Source organism: Sphingomonas taxi (genome assembly GCF_000764535.1).
GTDB lineage: Bacteria > Pseudomonadota > Alphaproteobacteria > Sphingomonadales > Sphingomonadaceae > Sphingomonas > Sphingomonas taxi.
In genome coordinates, this window is record NZ_CP009571.1 from 138,593 (window position 1) to 154,127 (window position 15,535).

Genomic DNA, 15,535 nt, shown 5'->3' on the forward strand with positions numbered 1-15,535 from the left:
AAGATGTTGAAGCAGTTTATCCTGTGGAGAACGAATGGCCTTCGATCCGGACTATGCGCTGTTCGTCGCGGTGGCGGCGGGCGGCAGCCTGTCGGCGGCGGCGCGCAGCCTGCACATTTCGCCGGCCATGGCCTCCAAGCGGTTGCAGCGGCTGGAAAACAGGCTGGGCGTCCGGCTCGTCCACCGGACCACGCGGCGGCTGGCGTTGACCGAGGCCGGGGCGCGGTTCCGCGACGATCTCGACGGGGTGCTCGCCGCGCTCGGCGAGGCGGAGGCGCGGGTGACCGGCGCCCGCGGCGAACCGGCGGGGCCGCTGCGCGTGTCGGCGCCGACGTCGTTCGGGCGGCTGCACGTCGCCCCGCATCTCGGTGCGTTTCTGGCCGCCTATCCCCGCATCGATCTCGCCTTCGACCTCAGCGACCATTTCGTCGATCTGCTCGGCGAGCGCGTCGATTGCGCGATCCGGATCGCGGGGGCGGTGCCGGGGAGCGTGGTGGCGCACCGGCTCGGCGAGAGCCGGCGGGTGTTGTGCGCGGCGCCGGCCTATCTGGCCAAGCACGGCGCGCCGGGGCGGATCGGCGATCTCGCCGACCATCGCCTGCTCGCCGCCGACGGGCAGATGCCGTGGCGGCTGGTCGCCGCCGGCAAGACCGTCGCGATCGAACGCGCGAGCCATGTGCGGACCAATTCGAGCGAGATGATCCGCGAACTGGCGCTCGGTGGCGTCGGGATCGCGTTGCGGTCTTTGTGGGATGTCGGCGACGCCTTGCGCGACGGGCGGCTGGTTCGCGTGCTCGACGCGTGGGAGGGATCGGCGGAGGTCGGCATCTATGCGGTGCACCTGCCCGGTCCGGCGGTGCCGGCGGCGGTGAGCGCCTTCGTCGCCTTCCTGCGCGAGACGATCGATCCGCGGCGCTGGGAGGCGATGACACCGGCATGACGCCGAATTCATGGAACATGACGGTTGCGTCACGGCTTTTCCCAGCAAGGTTTCGTTACAGGAGTTCGCCATGAAGAGTCTGATGTTCCTCGCCGCCGCCACCGCGCTCGTCGGCGCACAGCCGGCGCTCGCCAAAGGCTGTATCCGTGGCGCCGCCGCCGGCGGGGCCGCCGGCCATTTCGTCGGCAAGGGCCATGCGATGATGGGCGCGGCCGCCGGCTGCGTCGCGATGCACCACCATTATGCCAAGCAGGCGCGCGCGCAGAAGGCCGCGGCGAAGCAGCGCTGAGCGTTTCACCCGGCGTATCGGGGTGAGGACGACCCGGACGGCGCAGGCCGTTCCGGGTCGTTCGTGTTTTCGGGCTCGGGTGTCACCGTGCCTCGACACGCTCGGGACTGACGGTGGGGTCGTCGGCGTAAGAAGAAGGGTGATTCGCGCAGAGGCGCGGAGGCGCGGAGGTGTTGCGCTCGCCGCGACAGCGGCGCTTTCCATCTGCCATGAGGGAAGGGACCGCGTTTGCCGCAAGCGGAACACCTCCGCGTCTCTGCGCCTCTGCGCGAACAGAACCTTCTCCAGAGGGCATTCACAGCGCGGAGGTTCCGCCTAGCTTTTCACCCGGCCGCTCAATTCGCCGCCGGCCTGCGGGTCGAACCTCGCACTGACGAAGATCACTGACGGTGGGGTCGTCGGCGTAAGAAGAAGGGTGGTTCGCGCAGAGGCGCGGAGGCGCGGAGGTGTTGCGCTCGCCGCGTCAGCGGCTTTCTCCATCTGCCATGAGGAGAAAGGACCGCGTTGGCTGAAGCGGAACACCTCCGCGTCTCTGCGCCTCTGCGCGAACAGAACCTTCTCCAGAGGGCATCCACAAGGCGGAGCTTCCGCCTAGCTTTTCACCCGGCCGCTCAATTCGGCGCCGGCCTGCGGGTCGAACCGCGCATTGACGAAGATCGCGGTCAGCGAGATCGCCGTCACCGTCCAGAAGGCGAAAGTGAAGTCGGGGAAGGCCACCGCATCCGCCCCACGCCACAGCATCGAGACGTGCAGCGCGGTCGCGCCGATGCAGATGCCGAGCGACAGCATCAGCTGCTGGAAGGTCGAATAGAAGCTCGTCGCCGCGCTCATCCGGTCCTTGGCGATCTCGTCATAGGCGATGGTGTTGTAGGCGGTGAACTGGAACGACATCAGGAAGCCCGACAGCACCAGCACCGCGAACACCGCGGGCAGCGGCCAGGCGGGATCGAACAGCCCGCAGCAGGCATAAGCAGCGGTGCCGGCGACGCCCATCACGACGAGGCTGTTGCGGAAGCCGAAGCGTTTGAGGATGCGCCGCGCCACGCCCTTCATCCCGAACGAGCCGATCGCCGAGGCGACGGTCATCGCGCCGCTCTGCGCGGCGGTGAGGCCGAAGGCGAGCTGCATCATCAGCGGCAGCAGGAACGGCTGCGCGCCCTGCGTGATCCGCGCCAGCGAACCGCCGAGCACCGACAGGCGGAAGGTCGGGATGCGCATCAGCGACAGATCGAGGATCGGATGCTCCGTGCGCCTGGCGTGGCGCCAATAGCCCAGACCGAAAACCGCGCCGGTGGCGATCAGCGTTGCCGCCAACCGGCCCTCGCCGGGGCGGCTCGCCATTTCAAACCCGAACAGCAGGCAGCCGAGCGCCGCGCCCGACAGCAGGAAGCCGAGCGGATCGAATTTGTGCGGCGTGTCCTCGCGCACGTCGGCGATGAAACGGCCGACGAGGACGATGCCGGCGACGCCGATCGGCAGGTTGAGCCAGAAGATCCAGCGCCAGTCGAGATAGGTGACGATTAACCCGCCGACCGGCGGGCCGACGATCGGCCCGATCAGCGCCGGCATGATCAGCCACGACATCGCCGACACCATGTCGCGTTTGGCGACCGAGCGGAGCAGCACCAGTCGCCCGACCGGCATCATCATCGCGCCGCCGATCCCCTGCAGGAAGCGTGCGGCGACCATCATCTCGAGGCTGGGCGACAGGCCGCAGGCGAGGCTGCCGACGACGAACAGGCCGATCGCGGCGCGGAACACGCGGCGCGCGCCGAACCGGTCCGCCATCGTCCCCGAGGCGGGAATGAACATCGCCAGCGCGAGCAGGTACGAGGTGAGCGCGATGCTCATCTCGGGCGCCCGCACGCCGAAGTCCCGCGCCATCGTCGGCAGCGCGGTGGCGAGCACGGTGGCGTCGAGATTCTCCATGAACATCGCGGTGGCGATGATCAGCGCGACGGTGCGGTAGTTGCGCGTCGGTCGTTCGCCGCCGGTGTGGTCGGCGGTCTGCGCGATATCGTCGCCGGCGGGGACGATGCCGTCGCGCACCTCCGCATTGACCGAGGCGATCCCGCGCCGCCGCGGCCTGAGATAGAGGCGCGGATCAAAAGCGGCGGGAAGGTGCAGGTGCATGCGAAGGGTAAAGCTTTCTCGCTTGATCGGCCTCTCCGGGAAGAGCGTGGCCGGGTCTCGCGGGCGGGGCCTTCGCTGTTTTCCATATAGGGACCGGCGGGTGGTATTGAAGTTTTTCCGTGCGGTTTTTGTCGTTTCGGGGGTTGAGACACAGTGCGCACGCTGGTGGAGCAGCACAGTGCTCCTGCGAAAGCAGGAGCCTAGGGTCAAGCAGGACAACGGGTACCGGCGATCGGGACTCCTGGGCTCCTGCTTTCGCAGGAGCACTGGTATGGTTTTGCAGAGGTCTCGATTTGATCCGGGCTAGCCGAGCGTCTTGGCCGCGGCGAGCGCGCGCTCGCGGCCTTCGCGGTGACCGATGATCTTGGCGGGATAGGCGTCGGGACGGACGCCGTGTGCGTCGGGATCGTGGATCGTCTCGTCGGACAGGTCGGCCAGTTCCGGCACCCATTCGCGGATATAATCGCCCGCCTCGAACTTCTCGGACTGGCCGAGCGGCGCCATGATCCGGCCGAACATATTGGCGTCGACGCCGGTGCCGGCGATCCACTGCCAGTTGACCGAATTGTTGCCGTAGTCGGCGTCGATCAGGCAGTCCCAGAACCAGCGCTCGCCCTCGCGCCAGTTGACCAGCAGATGTTTGACGAGGAAGCTGGCGGTAATCATCCGCACGCGATTGTGCATCCACCCCGACTGCCAGAGCTGGCGCATGCCGGCGTCGACGATCGGATAGCCGGTGCGGCCCTGCTGCCACGCCTTCAGATCGCGCTTGGCGGCGGCATCGTCGCGCCACGGCAGCGCATCATATTTGCGGCGGCCGTTGACGCTGCCGTAATCGGGGAGCGCGAGCAGCACGCCTGCCGTGAAGTCGCGCCACGCCAGTTCGCGCAGGAAGGCCGCCGCCGCGGCATCGTGGCCGAGCGCGTGATAGACGGTGCGCGGCGACACCTCGCCATGGTGGAGGTGCGGGGAGAGGCGCGACGTCCCCTCTTCGGACGGCAGATTGCGGCGGCGGTCGTAGGCGGCGACCTCGTCGGGGAAATCCTTCGCCTTGACGAGCGCCTCCGCCTCGCCCGGCGTCCAGTCCTTGGCGAAGGCGGTCGACCAGTCGGGTTTGGTGGGCAGCAGGTCCCAGTCGGCAAGCGCGTCGCTCTCGGGCCAGTGCTCGGGGGCCGGGATGGTCCGCGGGACGGGCAGCGGCTGCTCCGGCGGCAATTGCGCCTGCAACGCGCGCCAGAAGGAGGAGAAGACGCGGAACGGCGTGCCGGCGCCGGTGGTGACGTCCTCGACGCGCGACAGGCGGTTGCCGTCGTAGAGGTCGAGCACGTCGCCAAGCGCATCCTCCTGCTTGCGCCACCAGGGTTCGTAATGGCGGATCGCATGGATGCGGGTGGCGCCGGTGTCCGCGAGCAATTGCCTGAGGATCGCGACGGCGTCGCCGCGGCGCAGGATCAGGCGGCTGTGCTTGGCGGCGAGTTCCTTGCCGAGCGCGTCGAGGCTGTGATGCAGCCACCAGCGTTGCGCGCCGCCGATCCGCCATTGGCCGGGCGCGTCGTCGTCGAGGATGTAGACGGGGATCACCGGGCCGGCATGCGCGGCGGCGACGAGGGCGGGCTGATCGTGGAGGCGCAGATCCTGGCGCAGCCACAGCAGGGTCGTTTCGGTCATCGCGGGGTGAAGCGTTCGGGTGCGGGCCGGGGTTCCGTGCTGCAAAGAGTAACCCACCGGGCTCGCATGTATTCCCGCGCAGGCGGGAATCCAGGGTCACGCAGAGCAACAGCGGTGGGTGTGCGGGACCCTGGGCTCCCGCCTGCGCGGGAGCACTGGCTCTGTCCGGCGGCATCCCATCCCGGACGTGCCGGATTTGGCGTGCTAGGACGGCGTATGACTGTCGGGACGAAACGATGAAGCGGATCATGATGGCGGCGACGATGCTCGGCGCCTGTTCGCCCTCCGCACCTGCGCCGAGCGCGCCGCGGCTGCCGGTGGCGATCCGCGGCGCGGAGCAGATGACGCTGGTGCGGGGCGCGGCGCTCGAACGGCTGGTGCGCGGCAGCGTGCAGACGCGGGACGGGGCGGTGCCGCCGGTCGAGCGCTTCGCCGCCGTCGGCGAGGACTATACGCTGCGCTACAACGACAAGCCCGATTCGGCGGGACGCTATCGGGTGACGCCGGATCGGGTGTGCCTGCGTTTCGCGGGGGATCGCAGCATCTATTGCCGCTTCTACCTCACCGATCGCGCGGGCAGGATCTGGATGGCGGAGGACGACCGCGACTATCCGCTCCACGTCGCCGCGGTGACGGTGGCGCGGGAGCGGTGACCATACCAAGTCCCCTCTCCCCGCGGGGAGAGGGGATGATGGATCACGCCATCATCGACGGGCCGGCGATGACCTTGTCGAGCGTGACCGGATATTCACGGACGCGCACGCCGCTGGCATTGTAGACCGCATTGGCGATCGCCGCGCCGACGCCGCATAGGCCGAGCTCGCCGACGCCCTTGGCCTTCATCGGCGACGACATCGGATCGACCTCGTCGAGGAAGATCACCTCCTGATGCGGGATGTCGGCATGGACCGGCACCTCGTAGCTGGCGAGATCGTGGTTGACGAAGAAGCCGAAGCGCTTGTCGACCGCCAGTTCCTCCATCAGCGCGGCGCCGACGCCCATCGTCATCGCGCCGATCACCTGGCTGCGCGCCGACTTGGGATTGAGGATGCGCCCCGCCGCGCAGACCGCGAGCATGCGGCGGATGCGGATCTCGCCGGTATAGGCGTCGACGCCGACCTCGACGAAATGGCCGGCGAAGGTCGATTGCTGTTCCTTCTTGGCGAGGTCACCGAATTCGATGCTGTCCTCGGCGGACAGGCCGGCATCGCCCGCGGCCTGCGCCAGCGGCACGCTGCGGTTGCCCGAGCGGACCTTGCCGTCGGCGAATTCGACGTCGGCGGAGTTGAAGCCGAGCTTCTGCGCCACCGTTTCGCGCAGCTTCATGCAGGCGGCATAGACGCCCGCGGTCGAGCTGTTGGCGCCCCATTGGCCGCCCGAGCCGGCGGCGACGGGGAAGCTGCTGTCGCCGAGCAGCACGTTCACCTTGTCGAGGGTCACGCCCATCACCTCGGCGGCGGTCTGCGCGATGATCGTATAGCTGCCGGTGCCGATGTCGGTCATGTCGGTGGCGACGGTGACCATCCCCTTCTTGTCGATGCCGACGCGCGCGCCCGACTTCATCGTCATGTTGTTGCGGAAGCCCGAGGCGACGCCCATACCGACCAGCCAGCGCCCGTCGCGGACCGAGCGCGGCTTGGCCTGCCGCTGCGACCAGCCGAATTTGTCGGCGCCGAGACGCAGGCATTCGACGAGCTGACGCTGCGAGAATTTGCGGCCGGGCTTTTCGGGATCGACCTGCGTGTCGTTGACGATGCGGAACTGGACGGGGTCCATGTTCAGCTTCTCCGCCATCTCGTCCATCGCGACCTCGAGCGCCATCAGGCCGGGCGCCTCGCCGGGGGCGCGCATCGCATTGCCTTCGGGCAGATCGAGCACCGCGAGCCGCATCGAGGTCAGGCGATTGGCGCCCGCGTACAGCAATTTGGTCTGCGACACCGCGGTCTCGGGACCGCCGCCGGGAAGGTCGCCCGAACCGCTCTCATGCGCGATCGCGGTGAGCTTGCCGTCCTTGCCGGCGCCGAGGCGGATGCGCTGGCGCGTCGCCGGACGGTGCGTGGTGTTGTTGATCATCAGCGGGCGTTGCAGCGTCACCTTGACCGGCCGGCCCGCCTGTTTCGCGCCGAGCGCCGCCAGCACCGCATCGGCGCGGACGAACAGCTTCCCGCCGAAGCCGCCACCGATATAGGGCGAGATCAGGCGGACATTGTCCTTGGGGATGCCGAGCGTCTTGGCGACGTCGCCCTTGCCCCAGGCGATCATCTGGTTCGACGTCCACAGCGTCAGCTTGTCGCCGTCCCAGCGTGCGATGCTGGCATGCGGCTCCATCATCGCGTGGCTCTGGTCGGGCGTCTCGTACACGGCATCGAGCTGCACCGGCGCGGCGGCGAAGGCCTTTTCGAAATTGCCGACGCGGTCGATCGGCGGCGCGGAACTGCCCTCGCCGCTGCTGTCGCCCTTCAGCGGGGCGGTCTTGAGCGCGGTGTCGAGGTCGAAGCGACCCTTCTCGCGCGCGTAATCGACGCGGATCAGCGCCGCGGCGGCGCGGGCCTGTTCGAACGTCTCGGCGACGACCAGCGCGATCGCCTGATGATAATGGTCGACCGCGGGGCCGCCGAGCAGCTTGGCGGTGTTCATGTCGCCCTTGCCGAGTGCGCCAGCGGTGTCGGCGGTGACGATCGTCAGCACGCCCGGCGCGGCCTTCGCCGCGGCGAGGTCCATCGACGCGATCCGCCCCTTGCCGATGCCGGCGCCGAGGACATAGCCATAGGCCGCGTCGGGGACGACATCGTGGCGCTCATAGGCATAGGGCGCAGTGCCGGTGGTCTTGAACTTGCCGTCGATACGGTCGGTGGGCTTGCCGATGACCTTGAGCTGGTCGATCGGGTTCTGGCCCGCGGGCTGGTCGAATTTCATGCTGCGTCTTTCGCTTCGGCCAGCACTGCGGCGAGCGTGCGCTCGACGAGGGGCACCTTGAAGGCATTGTCGGCGGTGGGGCGGGCCCCGGCGAGCAGGCGACCGCTCACCGCCTTGGCACCCTGCGGCAAGGTGGCTTCCGCGGCCTCGACGCGCCACGGCTTGGGGGCGATGCCGCCGATCGCGACATGGCCGCTGCCGTCGCGCTGGACGATCGCCGCCACCGAGACGAGCGCATAGGCGTAGGACGCCCGGTCGCGCACCTTGTGGTAGATGTGCGTGCCGCCGACCGGCTTGGGCAGCGTCACCGCGGTGATCAACTCGCCCGGCTGCAGGTTGGTGTCGATATGCGGCGTATTGCCCCACAGGCGATGGAAGTCGGCGATCGGGATGCGCCGCGTCTGGCCGGAAGGCTGGACCGTCTCCACCGTCGCATCGAGCACGCGCATCGCCACCGCCATGTCGCCCGGATAGGTGGCGATACAGGCATCGCTGGTGCCGATGATGCCGAGCTGACGGCTGTAGCCGCCGATCGCCGCGCAGCCGGTGCCGGGCTTGCGCTTGTTGCACGGCTGGTTGGTGTCGTAGAAATACGGGCAGCGCGTGCGCTGGAGCAGATTGCCCGCGGTCGTCGCCTTGTTGCGGAGCTGACCGCTCGCCCCGGCGACGATCGCGCGGGTCAGCACGCCATAGTCGCGGCGGACGCGGGCGTCAGCGGCGAGATCGGTGTTGCGCACCAGCGCGCCGATGCGCAGGCCACCGTCCGACGTCGGCTCGATCTTGTCGAGCGCGAGGCGGTTGACGTCGACCAGATGCACCGGCTCCTCGATCTGGAGCTTCATCAGGTCGAGCAAATTGGTGCCGCCGGCGATGAACTTGGCGCCGGGCTTGGCCGCGACCGCCGCGGCGGCCGCTGCGGGCGTCTCGGCCCGCTCATAGGTAAAGGCCTTCATGCTTTTGCCCCCGCGACGTCGGACATCGCTTCGATGATGTTGGAATAGGCGCCGCAGCGGCAGATGTTGCCGCTCATCCGCTCGCGCATCTCCACCGCCGAGGCGGTCGGCTGGCCGACGATATCGGCCTGGACGTGGCTGGGAACGCCGCGCTTGATCTCGTCGAGCACCGCGACCGCCGAACAGATCTGGCCGGGCGTGCAATAGCCGCACTGGTAGCCGTCGTGCTTGATGAAGGCGGCCTGCATCGGGTGCAGGTCGTCGGGCTTGCCGAGCCCCTCGATCGTGGTGATCTCGTCGCCGTCGTGCATCACCGCGAGGGTCAGGCACGAGTTGATCCGGCGGCCGTCGACCAGCACGGTGCAGGCACCGCATTGGCCGTGATCGCAGCCCTTCTTGGTGCCGGTCAGCTTCCAATGCTCGCGCAGCGCGTCAAGCAGGGTGGTGCGGGTGTCGAGGTCGAGCTTGCTGGTGCGGCCGTTGACCTTGAGCGTCACCGGCACCGTCGGCACCGGCGCGCGATCCTGCATCTGCGGCGTCGCCGCTTCGGCCGGCAGCGCGGTCGCGGCAACACCGACGGTCCCGACCGCGATTACCCCGCGGCGGGACATCTGAAAATCATTCTGGCGCATAGGGGCCCCCGTGATGCTGTCGAGCGCCGGGACCTCTATGATCCCGATCGTCCGTCGGCTCCGGTGGGGCTTATCCTGCCTTATCCAACCAAAGCAAACGCTTGGGGAGAGTACGCGGCAGGATAGGTCCGGGTTCCACCTAACGCAGGCGAAACCCGGACTTTCGCATCAGAAACCGATGTGCGCGCCGGCCGAGAGGACGACGGCATGCGCGTCCTGCAACGTGCCGTTGGTGAGCACCGGCGTCTGTACCAGCGTACCGGCATAAGCCGCGGTACGGCGATCGATCGTCGTGTCGGAGAAGTCGACGTAGTTCGCCGCGAGATCGATGCCGATCTTCGGCGTCAGCTGGAAGGTGCCACCGGCGCCATAGTTCCAGCGGTTCGCGTCGGGCACGCGTGCGTCGCGCAGGCCGTCCTGCGTCGGCGTCGTCGCCCGCTGCACACCGGCGCGGAGCGTCAGCTTCGGCGAAACGGCATAATCAACGCCGCCGGCGAGGCTGTAGCTGTCACGATAATTCTCGGGCAGTGCGGTGTTGAGCGGCGCGCCGAGGCGGATCGCGTCGAACTTGCTCCAATTGTAGCGGACTGCCTGGCCGTTCAGCGTCAGCTGCGGCGTGGCGCGGATGCGCGCGCCGACGATGACCTGCGCCGGCGTGTAGAAGCTCGCCTCGACATCGTTGACGGTGCGGTTCTGCGTGGCGAGCGGGCCGACGAGGCCCTCGACCAGCAGGTCGCCCTTCAGCGTATGTTCGATGCGCGACTTGTAGCTGACGCCGACGGTCGCCCAATCGTTGTGCATCTGCATGCCGGCGGTCCAGCCGAGATCCCAGCCGTCACCTTCCAGCTTCTGGCGGCCGTCGGCAGCGGTGGTGAGGTTGGGCAGGTTGTTGCCGAGGCTGGCATAGACGTGCTCGACGTTGGCGGCACCGCCGACGCGCAGCCAGTCGGTCAGCGCGATGGCGATCGACGGCTGGATGTCGATCGTCTGCAGCTTGGTGCGGGTCGCGCTGTAGCGGGTCCAGCTCGTCGAATCGTAATCGGTGGTGAAGCTGTAGGGCGAGGTGACCGCGAGGCCGATCGCGACCGGGCCGAACGGCATGGCGATCGCGCCCGACGGCAGCAGACCATTGTCGATCGGATTACGCGCGACCTGATCGCCGCCGACGGCCGCGAAGTTGGTCGGAACCTGGCACGACACGCCGGCCGGACGGCAGATCAGCGTACCGTTGTTGACGACCTTGCCGCGCGGCAGGATGCCCGAGGCGTTGATCGCGGCTTCGCCATTCTCCATGCCGGCGATCGACGCCGGGTTCCACCACAGTGACTGCGGACCGGTGTCGGCGACTTCGCCCGAGAAGGCACGGCCGGCGCCGCGCGCCGACTGTTCCTGCAGGTAGAAGGCCTGCGCGTGCGCGACGGTGGCGAAGCCGAACGAGCCGAGCACGGCGGTGGCGAGCAGGGAGGTCTTACGAAGGGTCATGGGGGTCTTCCTTAAGCGAACTGGGGGCAAACACGTCGGACGGACACGCTTTTAGCGGATGCGGGTCCAGGTCTGCGTTTTGCACAAGGGGACGAACACGCAGCCGCGGACCTTGAGCGTGTTGGCGTCGACCGGCGTCACCTTCGCCTTGTAGGTCTTGCCGTCGTCGGGATTGTAGATCTGGCCACCGGACCAGCCGTCGCGGTCGGCGGTGAAGCCGCTGATCAGCAGCAGGCCCTTGAGCGGACGGCTGCGCTGCGCGACGTTCTGGTTGTTGGCGTCCTTGAGGTCGGGCTGCTGGCGAAGCAGTTCGGAGGTCAGCAGACGGCCGCAGATCGACGCGCCGCAGCGCTGAATCTCGACGATGCCGTTCTTCGTCTCGGTCTTCCAGCGGCCGATCGCCGTATCGGCGGCGGGGGCAGGGGCCGCTGCGAGCAGGGCGCCGAGCAAAAGCAGGGACATGATGATTCTCCTCTCCGGGATGCACGCTAACAGCCGCATGCATCGAATAAGCCTTCCAAAAGCTTTCGCGCCGTATCCGTACGGTCGCGGTGTGTCGCCATCATTGCCGGTCGACGATGAACGATGACCTAATGGCTAACAGGATGCCGTATACGGCAACCTGCGGCCCGCCTAAACCGCTGGCGTCGGGTGTCAAGCGGGGGTTGCGTGGTGGTGGCAGGTTTTGGGGGACGTGCGGCGTGGGGGCCACGGACCTGATCGCTTGCTTGCGAGCATTGCCGCTGTCCGAGGCTGACGAGATGATGCTCGATCGGCATCCTCGTCAGGTTCGTCACCCCGGACTCGTTCCGGGGTCCACCGGTCAACGGGCGAACGGTGCTTGCTCTAGCCGTTCTCCTCGCCGCGGAGTGGACCCCGGAACAAGTCCGGGGTGACGGGGTGAATCCGGGAAGCCTTGGACCTGGTCGAACACCTTCGTGTGACTGTCCCGAGCAACCGGTAACGGGATCGGGATCAGTTCCGCAGTGGCTTACCCGTCGTCAGCATCTGCTGGACGCGTGCCTGCGTCCGCGGGTCCTTCACCGCGGCCATGAAGCCTTCGCGTTCCAGCGTGAGGAGGTCGTCCTCCTGCACGAGGTCGACCAGATCGGCGTCGCCGCCGGTCAGCACCATCGCCAGCCGGGCCGAGACGATCTCGTCATATTCGGTCGCCATCCCCTTCTTGCGGAAGCCGTCGACTACCCCGGCGATGCCGACACGGCCGCTCTCGCCGGGCAGGCGGAAGGTCGGCTTCTCCGGCGGCGCGTAGCCCTCGACCAGCGAGAGCGCCTTGGCCTTGGCGTCGGCGAGCAGCCGGTCGCGGTTCATCGTGATGCCGTCGCCCGGCCGCAGGAACATCATCTCCTTGGCGAGCGCCGCCGATTTGGAGACCTGCGCGGTCGAGATCGTCTCGAACGCCTTGGCGACCGCGGGCATCGGCCCGCGCGGCATCATCGGCGCCTTCGCCATACGGTCGAGCATCTCGCCGTTGCCGCCCCAGCCGGGCAGCAGGCCGACGCCGCATTCGACGAGGCCGACATAGGTCTCGGCATGCGCCTGCACCGCGTCCGAATGGAGCAGCACCTCGCAGCCGCCGCCCAGCGCCATGCCGGCGGGTGCCGACACGACGGGGAAGGGGGCGTATTTGAGCGCCTTGAGCGCCTGCTGGCCGCCGGCGATCAGCTTTTCGATCTCGCCCCACATGCCCGCGGCGACGGCGAACATCGCCATGCCGAGATTGGCGCCGGCCGAGAAGTTCGAGCCCTCGTTATAGATCACCAGCGCCTTGAACCGCGCCTCGACGATCGGGATCGCCTGCTGGATCAACGCCATGATCTCGCCGTCGAGCGCGTTCATCTTGGTGGTGAATTCGAGCGCGGCGACGCCGTCGCCGATATCCCAGAGCGCCGCGGAGGCGTTCCTGACGATCGGCTCGGCACCGAGCTTGATGTCCTCGAGCAGCACGACGCCCTCGCCGCGCACGACGTCCCGATACTCGCCGGCGAGGGTGAGGAACTGGCGCTTGCCGTCGACGACGCGGTAGAAGGGACGGTCGCCCGCAGTGTCGAGGATCGCGGGGACGCTGCGCCCCTCGTCGCGCAGCCGCGCGGCGAAGGTGCCGGCGCCGATCTTGTCGATCAGCTCGAACGGCCCGAACTTCCAATTGTAGCCGAGCTTCATCGCGTCATCGATGCCGACGATATCGTCGGCGGCCTCGCCGACCAGCATCGCCGCATAGGACAGCGTCTTGCCGAGGATCTCCCAGGCGTAATCGCCGACCTTGCCGGGTACGGCGATCAGCGCGGCGAGGTCCTTCTCGGCCTTGGGCGGCAGCGCGGCGGGCTTGACCCCCTCGCGATACTCGCCGGTGGCGAGATCGAGCGCGAGCTTGGTCCTGGTCGCCTTGTCGAAGCGGTAGAAGCCGCCCTTGCCCTTGCGGCCGGTGAAGCCGTCGGCGATCATCCGGTCGACCAGCGGCATCGGACGCACCGTGTCGAAATAGGGATCGCCCTGCGGCAGCGTCGAGGACAGGCTCTTCGACAGGAGCGGCATCAGGTCGACGCCGACGAGATCGACGAGGCCGAAGATGCCGGTCTTGGGCACGCCCATCGGCCGGCCGCCGATCTGGTCGGCCTCCTCGACGGTGAGGCCCTGGTCCATCGCGGCGTTGATCGCGACCGCAAGCCAATAGGTGCCGATGCGGTTGGCGATGAAGCCCGGCGTATCCTTGGCGCGGACGATGCGCTTGCCCATGAACCGGTCGACGAACGCCTCGACCTTCTCCGCCACGGCGACGTCGGTCTGTTCGCCGCGAACGATCTCGATCAGCCGCATGTAGCGCGGCGGATTGAAGAAGTGGGTGATGAGGAAGTCGGCCTTGAACTGGTCGGAGCGGCCGTCGACCAGATGGCCGAGCGGGATCGTCGAGGTGTTCGACGACACCGCGGTGCCGGGGCGCTTCAATGCCTCGAGCCTGGCGTAGAGCGACTGCTTGATGTCGAGCCGCTCGACGATCGCCTCGACGATCCAGTCGCATTCCGCGACGCGATCCAGATGATCGTCGATATTGCCCGTCTCGACCAGCTTCGCCGCACCGGTCGACATGAACGGCGCGGGATCGGTCTTGAGCATCCTGGCGACCGCGCCCTTGGCGACCGCGTCGCGATCGTCACCCTCGCGCGCGGGGATGTCGAGCAGCAGCACCGGGATACCGGCATTGGCGACCTGCGCGGCGATGCCGGCGCCCATCACGCCGGCGCCGATCACGCACACCTTGCGAATAGCGTCGGCCATCATGCGCGCTCCAGCACCGTGGCGATGCCCTGACCGCCGCCGATACATTGGGTCGCCAGCGCATAGCGCCCGCCCTCGCGCTCGAGCAGCGCCGCCGCCTTGCCGACGATGCGCGCACCGGTCGCGCCGAGCGGATGGCCGATCGCGATCGCGCCGCCGTCGAGATTGATCGTCTCGTCCTTGAGGCCGAGGTCGCGGATGCAGGCGATCGCCTGGCTGGCGAAGGCCTCGTTGATCTCGACCACGTCGAGGTCGGCGACCGATACGCCGGCGCGGGCGAGCGCCTTCTGCGAGGCGCTGATCGGGCCGAGGCCCATCGTCTCGGGCTCGATCCCCGTCACGCCGACCGCCTTGATCCGGGCGAGGATCTTGAGGCCGTGCTTTTTCGCGAACTCCTCGGAGGTGACGAGCACCGCCGACGCGCCGTCGGTCAGCGGCGACGAGGTGCCGGCGGTCACCGACCCGTCCTGGCTGAACGCGGGCTTGAGGTTGCCGAGCGCCTCGACGGTGGTGTCGGGGCGGATCGTGCCGTCCTCGCTGACCGTGCCGGCCTTGGTGGTGATCGGCACGATCTCGTCGGCGAGACGGCCGTCGGCGCGTGCCGCGGCGGCCTTCTGCTGGCTCTTCACCGCGAACGCATCCTGCTCGCCGCGGGTGATCTGATATTTGGTCGCGACATTCTCGGCGGTGTCGCCCATCCCCATGTACGCGCCGGGGTTCGCCTTCGCGAGCACCGGGTTGGGGAGGGGGTTGTAGCCGCCCATCGGGATGCGGCTCATCGATTCGAGGCCGGCGCAGATGAACGCCTCGCCCGCGCCGATCTGGATCTGGCCCATCGCGATATGGATCGCGCTCATCGACGATCCGCAGAAGCGGTTGACCGTCATGCCGCCGACCGACAGCGGCAGATCGGCGAGCAGGCCGATCAGCCGCGCGACGTTGAGGCCCTGTTCGCCCTCCGGGAAGGCGCAGCCGAGGATGATGTCCTCGATCTCCGAGGCGTCGACGCCGGTCTTCTCGATCAGTCCGCGGATCGTCTGCGCGGCGAGATCGTCGGGCCGGACGCGGGCGAGCGCGCCCTTGCCGGCGAGGTGGAAGGGCGAGCGCGCATAACCGGCGATGACGACGTTGGTCATGAAATCCTCTCTTTTGCGGGCAACCGAGGCTTGCGGGATGCCGTATAGGTGCGATACCTTCCCATTACGTCAAGTGGCACGAGCGGACAATA

The 15,535-nt window shown here is 68.1% G+C and carries 12 protein-coding genes; 3 read left to right on the top strand and 9 right to left on the bottom strand.

Annotation, left to right across the window (positions count from 1 at the left end; genetic code table 11):
• Positions 1 to 34: 34 nt before the first annotated feature.
• Complete coding sequence (locus tag MC45_RS00640; protein ID WP_038658318.1) at positions 35 to 940, top strand: LysR family transcriptional regulator; 906 nt, start codon at positions 35 to 37, stop codon at positions 938 to 940.
• Positions 941 to 1,010: 70 nt separating this feature from the next.
• Positions 1,011 to 1,229, top strand: a complete 219-nt coding sequence (locus MC45_RS00645; RefSeq protein WP_038658321.1) for a hypothetical protein — start codon at positions 1,011 to 1,013, stop codon at positions 1,227 to 1,229.
• Positions 1,230 to 1,820: 591 nt separating this feature from the next.
• Here MC45_RS00645 and MC45_RS00650 read toward each other — a convergent pair.
• The gene (locus tag MC45_RS00650; RefSeq protein ID WP_052075443.1) at positions 1,821 to 3,362 is read right to left on the bottom strand and encodes a DHA2 family efflux MFS transporter permease subunit; all 1,542 of its coding nucleotides are present in this window, start codon (positions 3,360 to 3,362) and stop codon (positions 1,821 to 1,823) included.
• A 303-nt stretch (positions 3,363 to 3,665) separates the two neighbouring features.
• Positions 3,666 to 5,030, bottom strand: coding sequence for a cryptochrome/photolyase family protein (locus MC45_RS00655; RefSeq protein ID WP_038658323.1), 1,365 nt, complete (start codon positions 5,028 to 5,030; stop codon positions 3,666 to 3,668).
• A gap of 236 nt (positions 5,031 to 5,266) precedes the next feature.
• Between MC45_RS00655 and MC45_RS00660 the strand changes: the two genes are divergently transcribed.
• Positions 5,267 to 5,683, top strand: a complete 417-nt coding sequence (locus tag MC45_RS00660; protein WP_038658326.1) for a hypothetical protein — start codon at positions 5,267 to 5,269, stop codon at positions 5,681 to 5,683.
• Positions 5,684 to 5,726: 43 nt separating this feature from the next.
• Here MC45_RS00660 and paoC read toward each other — a convergent pair whose 3' ends face one another.
• The 7 genes from paoC to MC45_RS00695 all read right to left on the bottom strand — a co-directional run bounded on the left by paoC (position 5,727) and on the right by MC45_RS00695 (position 15,443).
• Entirely contained in the window at positions 5,727 to 7,946 is a 2,220-nt protein-coding gene (gene paoC / locus MC45_RS00665; RefSeq protein WP_038658329.1) for an aldehyde oxidoreductase molybdenum-binding subunit PaoC, read from the bottom strand.
• Positions 7,943 to 8,899 carry an FAD binding domain-containing protein gene (locus tag MC45_RS00670; RefSeq protein WP_038658332.1) on the bottom strand — a complete coding sequence of 319 codons (957 nt, stop codon included), beginning with the start codon at positions 8,897 to 8,899 and terminating at the stop codon, positions 7,943 to 7,945. The genes paoC and MC45_RS00670 overlap by 4 nt, the downstream gene beginning before the upstream one ends.
• Complete coding sequence (gene paoA / locus MC45_RS00675) at positions 8,896 to 9,531, bottom strand: aldehyde dehydrogenase iron-sulfur subunit PaoA (RefSeq protein WP_038658335.1); 636 nt, start codon at positions 9,529 to 9,531, stop codon at positions 8,896 to 8,898. Before paoA ends, MC45_RS00670 begins: the two co-directional genes overlap by 4 nt.
• A gap of 168 nt (positions 9,532 to 9,699) precedes the next feature.
• Positions 9,700 to 11,013 (bottom strand): OmpP1/FadL family transporter, encoded by a 1,314-nt coding sequence (locus tag MC45_RS00680; RefSeq protein ID WP_038658338.1) that lies wholly within the window; start codon positions 11,011 to 11,013, stop codon positions 9,700 to 9,702.
• Positions 11,014 to 11,064: 51 nt separating this feature from the next.
• Entirely contained in the window at positions 11,065 to 11,475 is a 411-nt protein-coding gene (locus MC45_RS00685) for a DUF2147 domain-containing protein (RefSeq protein WP_038658341.1), read from the bottom strand.
• A gap of 513 nt (positions 11,476 to 11,988) precedes the next feature.
• Positions 11,989 to 14,307, bottom strand: coding sequence for a 3-hydroxyacyl-CoA dehydrogenase/enoyl-CoA hydratase family protein (locus MC45_RS00690; protein ID WP_038658344.1), 2,319 nt, complete (start codon positions 14,305 to 14,307; stop codon positions 11,989 to 11,991).
• Positions 14,307 to 15,443, bottom strand: a complete 1,137-nt coding sequence (locus MC45_RS00695; RefSeq protein WP_038658347.1) for a thiolase family protein — start codon at positions 15,441 to 15,443, stop codon at positions 14,307 to 14,309. Before MC45_RS00695 ends, MC45_RS00690 begins: the two co-directional genes overlap by 1 nt.
• Between the last annotated feature and the right edge of the window lie 92 nt (positions 15,444 to 15,535).

Excerpts from the sequence above, each read along its gene's own strand:
- MC45_RS00650 (WP_052075443.1), bottom strand. The coding sequence starts at position 3,362 with ATGCACCTGCACCTTCCCGCCGCTTTTGATCCGCGCCTCTATCTCAGG.
- MC45_RS00645 (WP_038658321.1), top strand. The coding sequence starts at position 1,011 with ATGAAGAGTCTGATGTTCCTCGCCGCCGCCACCGCGCTCGTCGGCGCA.
- MC45_RS00660 (WP_038658326.1), top strand. The coding sequence starts at position 5,267 with ATGAAGCGGATCATGATGGCGGCGACGATGCTCGGCGCCTGTTCGCCC.
- paoA (WP_038658335.1), bottom strand. The coding sequence starts at position 9,531 with ATGCGCCAGAATGATTTTCAGATGTCCCGCCGCGGGGTAATCGCGGTC.
- MC45_RS00695 (WP_038658347.1), bottom strand. The coding sequence starts at position 15,443 with ATGACCAACGTCGTCATCGCCGGTTATGCGCGCTCGCCCTTCCACCTC.
- MC45_RS00670 (WP_038658332.1), bottom strand. The coding sequence starts at position 8,899 with ATGAAGGCCTTTACCTATGAGCGGGCCGAGACGCCCGCAGCGGCCGCC.
- MC45_RS00640 (WP_038658318.1), top strand. The coding sequence starts at position 35 with ATGGCCTTCGATCCGGACTATGCGCTGTTCGTCGCGGTGGCGGCGGGC.
- MC45_RS00655 (WP_038658323.1), bottom strand. The coding sequence starts at position 5,030 with ATGACCGAAACGACCCTGCTGTGGCTGCGCCAGGATCTGCGCCTCCAC.
- MC45_RS00680 (WP_038658338.1), bottom strand. The coding sequence starts at position 11,013 with ATGACCCTTCGTAAGACCTCCCTGCTCGCCACCGCCGTGCTCGGCTCG.
- MC45_RS00690 (WP_038658344.1), bottom strand. The coding sequence starts at position 14,307 with ATGGCCGACGCTATTCGCAAGGTGTGCGTGATCGGCGCCGGCGTGATG.
- paoC (WP_038658329.1), bottom strand. The coding sequence starts at position 7,946 with ATGAAATTCGACCAGCCCGCGGGCCAGAACCCGATCGACCAGCTCAAG.
- MC45_RS00685 (WP_038658341.1), bottom strand. The coding sequence starts at position 11,475 with ATGTCCCTGCTTTTGCTCGGCGCCCTGCTCGCAGCGGCCCCTGCCCCC.